Below are 12452 nucleotides of genomic sequence, written 5' to 3'. Positions count from 1 at the left end.
CCCCCACGACCCAGGGAGCGAGCGTGTTCCTCAAGAAGACACTGACGGCCGCGATGGTGTTCGCCATGGCGGCGGCCACCACGCTGGCCACGGCATCGCCGGCGGCGGCCGACTTCCGGGACCTCGGCATCGAGGACATCAGGAACCCGGCCGACTCCAGTTACCGGGAGGGCTGGAGCACCGACAGGGTGATGGCCACGTTCTGCGGTGACGGCGGCACCGGCACCCGCGAGTTCTACATCAACGTCCAGACCGGAGAGGTCCGCAACGCCAGTGCCGGGGGCCGCGCTCCGGTGCACAACGTCAGGAACGGGCAACGCGCGCTGAACCCGCCCTGGGAGTACGTGCGGGGCCGCTGCCGCTACGACCGCACCGACCTGCGCTCATCGTGGCGCGGCCACTGGTGGCGAAGGGTCTCGGAGCCGGTGACCAACTGCACCGGATCACGGCAGGGCCAGCGGGCGATCCGGCTGGACTACACCACGTCGTCGAGCTTTACCGAGAGCTACTCGGTCACGGTGGGCAGCGAGTACAAGTTCACCGACGCGTTCAGCGCGAACATCTCCGTCACGGCGGGCGCCGAGTGGTCCGACACCGAGACCCGCACCCACTCCGACATGTTCACCATCGACCCCGCACCCCACAGGACCGCCTGGTGGGAGGCCCAGTACCAGACCGTCACGGTGCGGCAGAACGTCAGCTTCGACATCGAGTCGTACAGCTGGGCGTGGCGGCCCAACGACTACGGCAACCAGGTGTGGGTCGGCACCTGGCGGGGCCGGCCCAACCAGTACGAGATCTTCTCCTACGGCTACTACGTGGACGGGACCACCAACGTCATGGTGGGTGACCCGGAGCGCCCGCGGATCCTCCAGACGAGGGTCAGGGACCGCGCCAACTCCGGCAACGACTGCCGTTGACCGGTAGCCGTGTCGGCCCCCGGACCGAGGTCGGGGGGCCGGCACGGCGCCGGTGGCGCGGCCGTGTCCCGGGCCGCCAGGGCCCCGACGGGATCGGACCCGGGGGTCCGTGCGCCCGCGGGGTTCCACCACGCGAAGGGACACGACCGCACCCGTCAGGGCTGGTGGCGTTGACCCGCACCGTGTCCGCCCCTCTGCTGGATGCTCCGTCCGGGGCAGAGGCCCGGCCGGCCCGGACTCCGAAACGCGTCCGCGACAACCCGGCCGCGTCCGGACGGGTCGCGGCCGGTCCGGGCAGGCGCTCAGATCAGAGGGTGAGGAGCACCTTGGTGGCGCGGCGCTCGTCCATGGCCCTGTAACCCTCCGCGGCCTGGTCCAAGGGCAGGGTGAGGTCGAAGACCTTGCCAGGATCGATCTCGCGGTCCCAGATGAGCTGGATCAGCTCGGGCAGGAACCGACGCACCGGAGCCGGACCGCCCAACGTGTGGACGCCCGCCAGGAACAGCTCGATCCCGGGGACGGTCACGCCGTAGTTCACGCCCACGTACCCCATGTGCCCGCCGCCGCGGGTGGCGCCGACGGCTTGCATGAAGGCTTCCTGGGTGCCGACCGCTTCGACGACCGAGTGCGCGCCGAGCCCGTTCGTGAGTTCCTTGATCCTCGCGATGCCCTCGACACCGCGTTCTTCGACGATGTCGGTGGCGCCGTAGTAGCGGGCCAGCTTCTGCCGCTCGGGGTGGCGGGACATGGCGATGACGCGTTCCGCGCCCAGGCGCTTGGCGGCGAGGACCGCCATGAGTCCGACCGCGCCGTCACCGACGACCGCGACCGTCTTGCCGGGCCCGGCCTGCGCGGCGACGGCGGCGAACCAGCCGGTGCCGAGCACGTCGGAGGCGGCCAGCAGTGCGGGGATCAGCTCGGGGTCGGGGTGTCCCGGGGTGGCGACGAGCGTGCCGTCGGCGTGCGGGATACGTGCCTTCTCGGCTTGGGTGCCGATCGTCTGCGCGACGAACTCAGCGTGCACGCACTTGGACTGGAACCCGGCCCGGCAGATCTCGCAGGTGTTGTCGGAGATGACGAACGACCCGACGACGAAGTCACCGGCCTTGACGTTCTTCACCTCGGAGCCGACTTCCTCCACGACGCCCACGTACTCGTGGCCCATGACCTGATGATCGGCGGGCTCGACGCCGCGGTAGGGCCACAGGTCCGACCCGCAGATGCAGGTCGCGGTCAGCCGGACGACCGCGTCGGTGGGCTCGAGGATCCTCGGGTCCTCACGCTCCTCCACCCGGACGTCACCGGCCTTGTACATCACTACTCCGCGCATGTGTGCCACTCCTTGTTCTCTGTTGGTCGTCGGCGCCTGCCGCGCCGAAGGTGGTCAGGCGATTCCGCGCCCCGGATCGACGCCGCGACGGCGGGGTCGGCAGGGAGATCAGCACCGGGTTGGCGCCGAGCCCGAAGAGCCCCGGCAGGGCGGCCAGCACGGCGGTGGGGGCGGCGAAGCCGGACGGACGTCGCCGCGTCGGCCTCCGACGGGGAAGCCCACCGGGGCCCCGGCGCCGAAGACGGCGAGCACCAGCGGGACGAGCCCGGCGGCGAGGCCCGCATGGCCGGTGAGCAGCGACGCGATGTGACTGAACGCTCCCAGAGCGCCACATTCGGTGGTCGCACAGGCGGCCAGCGCCAGCCACGGGCGGCCGGAGCGCGACGCGGACAGTTCGGATCGGATCGACACCGCCCGTCCGTCCCCGCCGTCGTGCGGAACGTGGCGGGCGATCAGCCCCATGGGGGCCGCCCGAGCCCTTCGGCGCCCGACCCCGCGGGCGCCTGGAGAGCTCCTCCTCGCGTGCTCATCGCTTCTCTTCTCCACAAGGGACACGGTCACGCCGCGAGACTCACGAAACCGGATCCATCGCGTGAGAAGAAGGTCGTGTCTATGGGGGGTACAAGCTCAACCTCCCTTTCCGGCGGCCCGCGCCTACTGTGGAGGGCATGGACCAGCGACCCGGCAACCGCTCCGAGATCCGGGACTTCCTCGCCACCCGGCGCGCCAGGATCACCCCGGAGCAGGCCGGGTTGCCCACCAGCGGCCGACGCCGGGTTCCGGGGCTGCGGCGCGAGGAGGTCGCCGTTCTCGCCGGTGTGAGCACCGAGTGGTACACGCGGCTGGAGAAGGGCCACGTCAGCGGTGTGTCCGAGGAAGTCCTCGACGCGGTCGCCCGCGCGCTGCAACTGGACGAGGAGGAGCGCACCTACCTGTTCGACGTGGCCAGGGCCGCCCGGCCGTCCAGCCGCTCACCCCGTCGGCGCAAGGCCGTGGACATACCGCCCCGCGTCCAGTGGCTGCTCGACTCCATCACGCTGTCCGCGGCGTTCGTCACCAACGGCCGCATGGACATGGTGGCTTTCAATCCACTCGCCCGCGCCCTGTTCGCGCCGCTGTTCGACAGTGAGACCGCGGACGAACGCGGCCGCCCCAACTTCGCCCGGTACTGGTTCCTCGACCGTGGCGCCCCCGACTTCGTCGGCGACTGGGACCACGCCGCGAACACCACCACCGCCATGCTGCGCGTCGAAGCCGGGCGCTACCCGAACGACAGGGCACTGCGAGAGCTCATCGGTGAGCTGTCCACCGTCAGCGCCGAGTTCCGCATCCGTTGGGCCGCCCACGACGTGCGCATCCACCACGGCGGTGTCAAACGCTTCCACCACCCTGCCGTCGGCCCACTGGAACTCACCTACCAGCCGATGGACCTGCCTATCTCTGCCCATGAGGCCCACTCCCTGACCAGCTACACAGCCGAGCCGGGGACCTCCGACGAAGATCGGCTCAAGCTCCTCGCCAGCTGGGCGGCCGCCCCCGCCGAACCCCAGAGCCCATCCGCCACCCAGACCGAACCCAAGGAGAGGAACCCCGGCTGGCGCGACCCATCGCGGTGAGACCGGGCTCCCAGGTGTTCTCCGAACGGGGCCTGGACGTCTCCACGCGGCAGGTCGCGCGGACGCAGCTGGTCGACCGCGGATGCGCCGACTGCGGGGATTTGGGGGTGGGTTGATGCCGACTCCTACCGGTGGGTCGACCCGGCCGAGCGGCTCGCGCAACCCCTGGCGCGTGAGGTCACCGAACAGATGGCCGCCGACCACGGGGTGTGCATCCGCCCGGTCTCCCTTCGACGCTCCGACATCACCACCGGTGCCACCGAGACCGCCGACGTCCCGTGCGGGTCCACCCTCGAATGACCCGGTGGTGGAGGCGGCCCGGTTCACCGTCCGGGGCCGCTACGCGTGCTCGTCCGCGCGGTCATGTGTCGGAGAGCCTGTCCTGCACGTGCTTGCGGCTGCTCTGGTAGATGATCTGGCTCCGGAAGCTCACGACCTCGGGGCGCTCGCTGAGCCGGTCGATCAGGAAGTTGTGCAGATGGTCCAGGTCCTGGACCGACACCTGGATGAGGAAGTCGTCGTCGCCGGCCACCACGAACACGGCCAGGACCTCGGGTAGAGCGATCAGGGCTTCCTTGAACCCGTCGATGATGGGCCTGCTCAGCGGGCGCAGACGCGCGGAGACGAAGGCGTCGACCCGACGGTTGAGCGCCTCAGGCGCGATCTCGGCGTGGTAGCCGCGGATGACCCCGCGTTCGTGGAGGGAGCGCACCCGCTCCAGGCACGTGGAGGGGGCGACACCGACCGTGCGGGCGAGCTCGCGGTTGGTCTGCCGTGCATTCAGCTGGAGGTGGCGGATGATCGCCGAATCAAGTTCGTCCATTCGGCCAGTCTACGTCAATCACCGAATGATATTCGATTATCTGGTGTAACAGTCGACTGTATGTCTAGTATTTGAATCTGAATCCGTCCGATTGATTCTTGGAGAGGTCATGTATCCGTCCGTCAAGATGATCGTCGCCCTGCAGGAAGGGCTGGAGCCAGCCATCGCTGCGAACGCCGCCGCCGTGCTCGGCCTGGCCATGGGTGGCCGCCTCGACGGCTCCGTCGCGGACGACGGCGTGGACGCCTCGGGGGGTGTGCACGCTGGTTTGAACCCGCATCCCGTTCCCACGCTGGTGGCCTCCACCGAGCAACTCCGCGACCTCCACACGAGGGCCTCCGCCAAGGAAGGCGTGACCGTCGTGGGCTTCAACGAAGTGGCACGGCGTTCGAGGACCTACGAGGAGTACGAGGCCGCCCTGGCCGCCACGCCGACCGAGGAGATCGACTACGTCGGTCTGGCGCTCTTCGGTCCCCGCAACGCGATCACGAGACTCACGAAGCGCCTTCCGCTCATGAGCTGATCCGGTGTCCCGTGTGAGGGGCCCACTGACTGAGTCAGGGAAAGCGCGGCGGCGGGGAGACGCACCACGGGACGTGGCCGAGCGGCGATGGAGGGGGAGTATGGGAAAGCCCTACAGACTGGGCCTCGGGGCGGGGACCGCACTGTACCTGGGAGCAGTGCTGGGCCCAGGGGTGCTCGCTCTCCCCGCGTTGGCCGCCCAGGCAGCCGGTCCCGCTTCGATCGTCGCGTGGGTCTTCCTGCTGTTCGCCAGTGTCCCGGTGTCGGTGACCTTCGCTGTTGTGGGCTCGCGCTATCCGGACGGAGGAGGTGTCGCGACCTTCGCGGCCCGGGCCTTCGGGCCGTGGATCACCGCTCCGGTGGGCTGGTGGTTCTTCGCCGCGGTACCGGTCGGTGTCCTGGCAGCCGCCGTGATCGGGGGCCAGTACGTCGCGGAAGCGCTGGGGCTCGGCGGAGGGGCCGTTCTCGTGGTGGCCACAGCCCTGCTCGGCGCGGGGTTCGCCGCCAACCACGCCGGATTGCACGTGTCCGGCAGGCTCCAACTCATCCTGGCCGCGCTCCTGATCCTGCTCCTTCTGGTGGCCGTGGCCTGCTCCGTTCCCCGGGTCACGGGCGAGAACTTCGAGCCGTTCGCTCCGCACGGCTGGTGGGCGATCGGCAGTGCGGCCAGCGTTCTGTTCTTCGCGTTCGCCGGTTGGGAGGCCGCGAGCCATCTGTCGGGCGAGTTCGCCGACCCGCGCAGACACCTCCCCCTCGCCACCCTCTTCACGGTTGTCACCGTCGGCGTCCTCTATCTCGGACTGGCCGTCACCACCGTCGGTGTGCTGGGGAGCACGGGTGCTGAGTCCGAGGTTCCCCTGCTGCTCCTGATGGAACTCGCCGTGGGGCCCTCAGCCCTGGTGCTGACGTCAGGCGTGGCGGTCCTGCTGACGTTCGGCGCCGTCAACGCCTACATCGCGAGCGGGGCACGGTTGGGCGCGGCGCTGGGCCGCGATGGGGGATTTCCCCGCTGGTTCGACGACGGGACGAAAGCCGGTGACATCCCGCGCCGCAGCCTGGCGGTGCTCGCGGTGTGCTGTCTCCTTCTCGGCGTCGCGACGGTGGTGTTCTCCCTGGACCTGGACATCCTCATGCGCGGAACAGCGGCTTGCCTGACGGCGGTCACACTGACCGGCGCCGTCGCCGCTGTCAAGCTCCTGCGCGGGAGCCCGCTCCTCCAGTTCTGCTCCATCGCAGCCTCCCTGTTCATCGGCGTGGTCCTGCTCTTCAGCGGTGTCCTGATCGCCCTCCCCGCCCTTCTGGGCGCGTGCTCCCTGCTGTTCGTGTGGGCGAACCGCCGCACCCGGGCACGGCGGAACCCACGGGCACCTGTGGGCGGACCCGCGGGATGAGGCCGTCGACGTGATCGGCGTCCGCCGCGGCGAGGCGCTGCATCGCGCGTCGGAGCGCGCGGCATCCTCGCGGGGGAACGCGAAAAAAGACGAAGCCCCACCCGTTTTACCAGGTAGGGCCGCGTCTCCACTGTCTCAAGGTGGCGCACTCGGGAGGACTCGAACCCCCAACCTTCTGATGTTCCGGGCGCCCCCGCTGGCTTGCGGGGGAGGGGTGGAAACGGCCGCTGACCTGGGCGGGGGTGCTGGGGGCTTCCCGGGGGTTCCGGTGGCTTCCCGGTGGCGTGTGCAATGAATGTGCATCGCCGCGGTGCCGCTAGGACTCGGGCCAGAACTGGGCCAGGTACTGTTCGCGGCCTTCGAGGTCGCGTTGGGCCGCGATGAAGCCCGGGTCGTCGGTGTCCTCGAACTGGCTGAAGAGAGCTTCGTAGGCCCGGCCGACGAGGCGACGGTTGCGGTGGGCCATTCGGATCCGGTACCGGCCTGGTGCGGGCAGGGTCAGCAGGTTCTCCTGCGTCCCGGTCGTCATCTCGCTGACCCCGATCACACCGCTGGGGAGAGTGATGGAAGCGGTGTGGGTGGCCTCCCACTCCGTACCTGGTTCGGGGGGTTCGGTCTCCCACGACTCCAGGTCGAGGCGGACCAGGACGTTGTTCTGACAGCTGTGGAGGAACACCGAGCGCTCGCCGACGCTGAAGTCGTTGAACCCGGGTAGGGGAGCGTCCGGCTCGGGGTGTTCACAGTCGATGATCTGGAAGACCCCGTAGTCCGGGTAGACGAGTGCGCGGCGTGTGAGGGGAGAGCTGTGCACGGTGAAGCCTTTCGACTCCGTAGGGGGCGATGGGCCACCGAGAGTAGGCCCCGGTGCCGTCAGAACGCCTTGGCTCGCCACCGCACCACAGCGAACCGCAACCACGGTTTCGGGCCGAGGTGCCCGGCAGCGCTGGGGGCAGATACCCCAGACAGTCGTAGTCCGCTGACGGGTGCCTCGGGACAGGTGAGCACATCCGTCCGTTTCAGGACCAAAAGCTCTGACATACGCGCAGGTCATAGGGCATGATGACCTGACTTGGTCGATTCTGGCCCCATCTTCGGGGCCACGACAGACAATGGCAGAGGCGTCGCCACGGGCGCGCTCGGGACCGGGCGTCAGCCCGCAGCCCGAGCAGCGGCCGGTGGCCGCAGCGACGGCGCTCGCGCCGTCGCCTTGATTCCATACAGCCCAACTCGGCAACATCACTAGCAGGAGACTGGACCGGTGGTTAAAATTAAACTACAATAATAGATGAAACTAACCTAAGAGAGGTGAAGTCTTGGAAAATTTTGAAGGGCGAGACATATCTTTCTCTCACCCGCCTGTCCGGCAAGTAGTATTGACTGCCCTCTTTGAACCAATTGATCGCATGAATTCTCTCGATTTTGGCCTTCTTAGGCTGAAGTGGGAAAATCAGTACCCAGTGCTCTCCGAGACTGCTCCGCTTCCGCCCTGGCAAGCGGATGAGAGGGGTGGTTTTGGATTCGTTGGAACCGATGATTCTTGGCCGATACCGTACTGTGACTTTAGTAACCAGGAAGAGACCCGTTCGATTCAATTCCAGAGCGACAGGTTCATTCTGGCTTGGAAGTTTCAGAACTCCGGACTAGATTACCCGGGCTTCTTTGGTCTCTTGAGTGACATGGAAGAGCGATTTTCGGAGTTTTGTGATATTGTTCAGAATTCTGGGAAAGATTTCCCGAAAGTTGAGAAAGTAATGGTCAATTATGTTAATATAGTTGACGCAATTGGAGCTGACGAATTTACCTACGGTGCTCTTTCGGGATGGAAAGAACCGTACGAGAGAGTTATAAGAGATTACGATTACTTTGGTGTTAGGGCGCGTTATCGAGGTGGGAGTTTGGGTATCCCGGTCTCTGTAGGGCTGGACTCTGTCCCGAACCCGTCGAACTCTGAAACTGAATCGGCTCTCATTTCTTTTGATTCAGAAAAGGATGTGAAGGATGGTCAAGTTTGGCGTGATGAAATAACTGAACTTCACGATGGCGTATTGAAGGTATTCCTTGAAGTGATGCCAGAGTCGCTCAGAAATTCCTGGGAGTGATCTTGATGGTTGAACGCGGCAGGGTGGGAAATTTTGTTTCGGGTAAGGTCGCTCAGGGTTCGTTTGTAGATTCATCGAGAATTCAACGTTCGAGATTTCTGGTTGTGTCTCGCTTGAGGGAATCCCCGGCGAGTCGTGTGCATGACCCTAGTTTTTCTGAACCCGGGAGTCTGATAAGAAAATCTCGCTCTGCAGCAAGCGGAATCGGTGACGATTTCGTTAGATATTTTTCCGGTCGGTTGCGGAGTATCGCTGCAACCAGTCGGGGGCTCAGCGAGACAGATCATAGGTTTGTTAATCCCAGGGCGGTATCGAAGCTGGCAAAAGTTCTGATCGAACTAAAAGGGGAATCAGTTGTTTACCCCACCATCCATCCGAATGCTGAAGGAGGGCTAATTGCTGAATGGCGGTCGGGTCCTCAGGTCATAATAATTGAAATTGAAGGTGATGAGAGCATAGGGGACTATTTTTGCTCCACTGATGCCGATGGAAACATAACTCTGGAAAAGGATTGCTTCGAGCCAGAGTGCTTTGATTGTGTCGAAGGAATAAAGAAGCAGCTTTTTAAGCTTTCGGAGAAGGCAAATTCCGAAAACCCTTCGTGGAGAAAGATGTTTCGTTGATGTCGGAACCCCCCTGGGAATTTGATGACCCCAAAATAGCCGACGATGACGTTCTATACAGGCGTGCTCCTTTGCATGATAGTAGTGCCGACCGGTTCCCAAGGGGAACTGTTCCAGATGTGGGAAAAGATGGTCACTCTCCCAAGTTGGGTGCGGTTGACTTGCAGTGGGATCCGACGGGAATTTCTGTATCCAGGCGTGGCCTGATGAAAATTCACGGCATATCCGAGAATCAGGTAATCACCGCAAAACAAAACCACCTATTTGCTATCAGTGTGGCTGATATTCGAAGTTGCGAGCCCGTGGATGGATTTTACCTGGGAGTATTGGATTCCCCTGCCGGGGGATTGTCGGATGATCCAAATTGGGAATTTATAGCGAAGGTTCATTCTTCCATTCTCTCATCGCAAAGAACCTTGCCTAAGCCAATTTGGAGGAAGTTGCGGACCCGAATCATCGATAAGTTCGAATGGCATGACCTCGATGCTTAGAATTCCTCATGGGGTTCTTTTAGGTTAGGTTTGCTGATATTGACAGCGGCCAATGTCGAGGTCGTCCCATTAGCGCATCACCACTAGGGCGTCTTCTGATTGCTCATAGAATCATGTGCCGATCATCCCCACGAGAAGCTTTGACTCAGATTATTCTCAGGGAGTATTCAATGGCTTGAGGGCAGCTGCTTTCCATCATGGGTGCGGGCATGGGGACTGCTCGGATCAAGAGCGTCCAACAGGCGGACTGCGTAGACCTCGCCCATGCGCTTCTTCACCTCGTTGGGCGTGAGCCATTCGACAGCGGTCGCCTCGGGGGTGGCGCGTGCTGCACCGCCGGACGGCTTGCAGCGGAAAACGAGGGCGACGACTCTGCGGGACATATTCTTGTAGACGCCCGTCAGCGGTCCCACCTCGACGTGGATACCGGTCTCCTCCAAGACCTCGCGGACCACGCCCTCTTCGGGGGTCTCGTCCAGTCCCAGGACTCCGCTCGGTGGCTCCCAACTTCCGTTGTCCCTGCGTTGGATCGCCAACATGCGCCCGTCGTCGCGTATAACGGCTCCTGCCACAGACACGGAGTGCAGCGGCATTGATGGTGTCCGGTTGGTATCGCGGTTCATGCGTTGCACACCCGTGTTCCGATTCTGCTGCTCTAGAGCCTCTCCTCTACCTGGTCTAGAGCAAGTTGCCAAGGGAAGGCGTCGAACGCGCTCGATCCGCTTCCGGCTTCGTGCGGGACGAATGATCCTGGCCCGATCAGGACAGGAACATCTTCATCCCGAAGCTTCTTAATGCTCTCACGGAACGGGGCTCTACTGGCGTAAGCGGAGTTGACGAACGGGAGGACGACGGTTGGCACACCAAGACCGATTGCCTCGTTCACTACGTCCAGGACGTAGTTGTCTGCGATTCCGTTGGCCAGTTTGTTGATCGTGTTGAAAGTGGCCGGGGCGATGATGATGGCGTCCGCTTTGGGAGAGCGTGGGTCCCCTGGTGCACGGTGCTGACTCCGAACGGGGCGGCTTGTCTGCTTCTCCAGTGCTTCAACGTCGATGAAGGAGACCGCGGCTGGGGTGGCCATGACCTGAACTGTCCAGCCTCGGTTTTGAGCCAAGCCAACCAAGGTGCCGACTTCCGATGCCGGTCCGGCCGCGCACACCACCACATAGAGCGTCTTTTGCTCGCTCACTGGTTCAGGCACCGACCCTTTCCGCGAGTTCGCTGACGTTCCCGTACAGGTGCCCGCTGGCGCGGGTACGGATGTCGTTGATCAGCTGGTGCACCACCGGACGTGCAGTCAGTTCCTCACTCGCCATCTCTTCGGCGTTGCGCAGTGCGTGGTACGCGTGCTCAGTCTTCCCCCACTGCTGGTACGCGCGGGCCGCGTCGATGAAGAGCGTTACCCTGCGCTCCATGACCTCGATGTTGTCCAGCTGCACCTGTCGGGCATAGTCGATGGCGCTGCCCGCGTCGCCCAGCTCGACGGCTGCGCTGACCCGGTGCAGGAGAACGTTGGTGGGGCCGAATGCTGTCCACTGGTAGTTGTAATCGCCGCCGAGTCGCGTGCCCGCCTCGCCTGCTTCGTCAAGGAGGCTGAGCGCTTGGCCCCGGTCCTCGCGCTTGGCCGCTGATACCGCGCCGCTGAGCAGTAGCGACCCGTACACCGACAGGGATTCCGGCGTCGGCTCGTCCATGGCGCTGTCCACTCGCTCCGCGGTGCTCGTCGCCAACTCCGTCGCCGCCTTGTAGTGCCGCTCCCGCATCAGTGCTCGCGTGAACGCTCGGGCACTGGCACCCACGACTGCGGGGTTCTCGCTGTCCTCAGCAGCTCGCATGCTCCGGTCGGCTGCGAGGTAGGACAATCCCCGCTCCTCGCACTTGAGTAGCAGGCTCGCCGCGACGTGGTACGCCTCTGCACGGAGCGCGTGGACCTGGGCGACGTCGTCCCCCTCGACTCCGGTGGCAGCATCATCCAGGTTCCGCAACAGATGGGGAAGTTGCTTGGCGACAGCCGTGTAGTGGCACGCCTGGTATCCGACTTTGGCGGAGTGTGTCCGCTGGGCGAGTTCTCTCAGACTGCTCACTGCTCGGGCGGTGCCTCGGCTGGCTCCCGCGTACCTCGTGAGTGCCGCTGCGATCTCGTCCATGTCCAGCATCGAACCACCTGTGGCTTGGAAGAGGGCCGTTCCGGCTAGTCCGACGAATTCGCGGCGGCGCACGTTCGAGTCCTCCCCCGGGCCTGGGCTCCTCTGAGCGGGCAAGCTCGGGATCACCGAGGACGCCGCACTCTCGGTTCCAGTGAACGCGTCAGGATTCCTCGGGGCAAGGCCGAACAGCATCCGGGACGTGTCAGGCATGCTGATGCCCTCGGCGATCCGCTCGTACACCTCGAAGGCCGTGACGGTCTTGCGCCCGTTCAGGATCTCGCTGACCCGCCCCTGGGACAGGCCGGTCGCCGCCGAGATCGCCATCTGGCTCGCGCCGCCGTACTGACGCACGAACCGGAAAAGCGCCTGGACATCGCGCCTGCGCAGGAACTCGGCCGTGTGTTCTCGCTCCCATGCCCACGACGGGATGGTGATCCGGCTCGTCGGGTGTCCCTGCATCCTGACTCCTCGGCGCTGCGAGTACGGG

General features: G+C 64.7%; 13 protein-coding genes. 7 read left to right on the top strand and 6 right to left on the bottom strand.

Annotated features, from left to right (window positions below):
- Positions 1–23: 23 nt before the first annotated feature.
- Entirely contained in the window at positions 24–920 is an 897-nt protein-coding gene (locus ACIBFB_RS13505) for a hypothetical protein (protein WP_397229711.1), read from the top strand.
- Between the two features lie 307 nt (positions 921–1227).
- On the opposite strand, the gene ACIBFB_RS13500 is transcribed toward ACIBFB_RS13505, so the two are convergent.
- Positions 1228–2250 (bottom strand): zinc-dependent alcohol dehydrogenase family protein, encoded by a 1023-nt coding sequence (locus ACIBFB_RS13500; RefSeq protein ID WP_397229709.1) that lies wholly within the window; start codon positions 2248–2250, stop codon positions 1228–1230.
- A gap of 668 nt (positions 2251–2918) precedes the next feature.
- On the opposite strand from ACIBFB_RS13500, the gene ACIBFB_RS13495 reads away from it, so the two are divergent.
- On the top strand, positions 2919–3866 hold the full coding sequence (locus tag ACIBFB_RS13495; RefSeq protein WP_397229708.1) for a helix-turn-helix transcriptional regulator: 948 nt from the start codon (positions 2919–2921) through the stop codon (positions 3864–3866).
- A 361-nt stretch (positions 3867–4227) separates the two neighbouring features.
- Here ACIBFB_RS13495 and ACIBFB_RS13490 read toward each other — a convergent pair whose 3' ends face one another.
- Positions 4228–4689, bottom strand: a complete 462-nt coding sequence (locus ACIBFB_RS13490) for an Lrp/AsnC family transcriptional regulator (protein ID WP_397229707.1) — start codon at positions 4687–4689, stop codon at positions 4228–4230.
- Between the two features lie 109 nt (positions 4690–4798).
- Here ACIBFB_RS13490 and ACIBFB_RS13485 point away from each other — a divergent pair, with 109 nt between their 5' ends.
- A complete protein-coding gene (locus ACIBFB_RS13485; protein WP_397229705.1) occupies positions 4799–5212 on the top strand; it encodes a DUF2000 domain-containing protein in 414 nt (137 codons plus the stop codon).
- Between the two features lie 100 nt (positions 5213–5312).
- Entirely contained in the window at positions 5313–6602 is a 1290-nt protein-coding gene (locus tag ACIBFB_RS13480; protein WP_397229703.1) for an APC family permease, read from the top strand.
- 316 nt (positions 6603–6918) lie between these two features.
- On the opposite strand, the gene ACIBFB_RS13475 is transcribed toward ACIBFB_RS13480, so the two are convergent.
- Positions 6919–7413, bottom strand: a complete 495-nt coding sequence (locus ACIBFB_RS13475) for a hypothetical protein (RefSeq protein ID WP_397229701.1) — start codon at positions 7411–7413, stop codon at positions 6919–6921.
- A 502-nt stretch (positions 7414–7915) separates the two neighbouring features.
- On the opposite strand from ACIBFB_RS13475, the gene ACIBFB_RS13470 reads away from it, so the two are divergent.
- Genes ACIBFB_RS13470 through ACIBFB_RS13460 form a run of 3 tightly spaced genes read left to right on the top strand, consistent with a single transcriptional unit; the run spans position 7916 to position 9815 of the window.
- The gene (locus tag ACIBFB_RS13470) at positions 7916–8701 is read left to right on the top strand and encodes a TIGR04255 family protein (RefSeq protein ID WP_397229699.1); all 786 of its coding nucleotides are present in this window, start codon (positions 7916–7918) and stop codon (positions 8699–8701) included.
- A gap of 2 nt (positions 8702–8703) precedes the next feature.
- The gene (locus ACIBFB_RS13465; protein WP_397229697.1) at positions 8704–9324 is read left to right on the top strand and encodes a hypothetical protein; all 621 of its coding nucleotides are present in this window, start codon (positions 8704–8706) and stop codon (positions 9322–9324) included.
- Complete coding sequence (locus ACIBFB_RS13460; RefSeq protein WP_397229695.1) at positions 9303–9815, top strand: hypothetical protein; 513 nt, start codon at positions 9303–9305, stop codon at positions 9813–9815. Before ACIBFB_RS13465 ends, ACIBFB_RS13460 begins: the two co-directional genes overlap by 22 nt.
- Before the next feature lie 167 nt (positions 9816–9982).
- Here the strand turns inward: ACIBFB_RS13460 and ACIBFB_RS13455 are convergent, their stop codons facing one another.
- From ACIBFB_RS13455 to ACIBFB_RS13445, 3 genes are read right to left on the bottom strand one after another with little or no spacing between them, the layout of a single operon-like run.
- On the bottom strand, positions 9983–10438 hold the full coding sequence (locus ACIBFB_RS13455; protein WP_397229960.1) for an NUDIX hydrolase: 456 nt from the start codon (positions 10436–10438) through the stop codon (positions 9983–9985).
- Between the two features lie 32 nt (positions 10439–10470).
- Positions 10471–11019: a flavoprotein gene (locus ACIBFB_RS13450; protein ID WP_397229693.1), complete on the bottom strand. Its 549-nt coding sequence runs from the start codon at positions 11017–11019 to the stop codon at positions 10471–10473.
- The gene (locus tag ACIBFB_RS13445; RefSeq protein WP_397229691.1) at positions 11012–12424 is read right to left on the bottom strand and encodes an XRE family transcriptional regulator; all 1413 of its coding nucleotides are present in this window, start codon (positions 12422–12424) and stop codon (positions 11012–11014) included. The genes ACIBFB_RS13450 and ACIBFB_RS13445 overlap by 8 nt, the downstream gene beginning before the upstream one ends.
- Between the last annotated feature and the right edge of the window lie 28 nt (positions 12425–12452).

Origin of the sequence: Nocardiopsis sp. NPDC050513 (assembly GCF_044457925.1) — a bacterium.
Classification (GTDB): Bacteria; Actinomycetota; Actinomycetes; order Streptosporangiales; family Streptosporangiaceae; genus Nocardiopsis.
This window is presented reverse-complemented; position numbering and strand designations above follow the sequence as displayed.

Excerpts from the sequence above, each read along its gene's own strand:
- ACIBFB_RS13500 (WP_397229709.1), bottom strand. The coding sequence starts at position 2,250 with ATGCGCGGAGTAGTGATGTACAAGGCCGGTGACGTCCGGGTGGAGGAG.
- ACIBFB_RS13495 (WP_397229708.1), top strand. The coding sequence starts at position 2,919 with ATGGACCAGCGACCCGGCAACCGCTCCGAGATCCGGGACTTCCTCGCC.
- ACIBFB_RS13490 (WP_397229707.1), bottom strand. The coding sequence starts at position 4,689 with ATGGACGAACTTGATTCGGCGATCATCCGCCACCTCCAGCTGAATGCA.
- ACIBFB_RS13485 (WP_397229705.1), top strand. The coding sequence starts at position 4,799 with ATGTATCCGTCCGTCAAGATGATCGTCGCCCTGCAGGAAGGGCTGGAG.
- ACIBFB_RS13480 (WP_397229703.1), top strand. The coding sequence starts at position 5,313 with ATGGGAAAGCCCTACAGACTGGGCCTCGGGGCGGGGACCGCACTGTAC.
- ACIBFB_RS13455 (WP_397229960.1), bottom strand. The coding sequence starts at position 10,438 with ATGAACCGCGATACCAACCGGACACCATCAATGCCGCTGCACTCCGTG.
- ACIBFB_RS13445 (WP_397229691.1), bottom strand. The coding sequence starts at position 12,424 with ATGCAGGGACACCCGACGAGCCGGATCACCATCCCGTCGTGGGCATGG.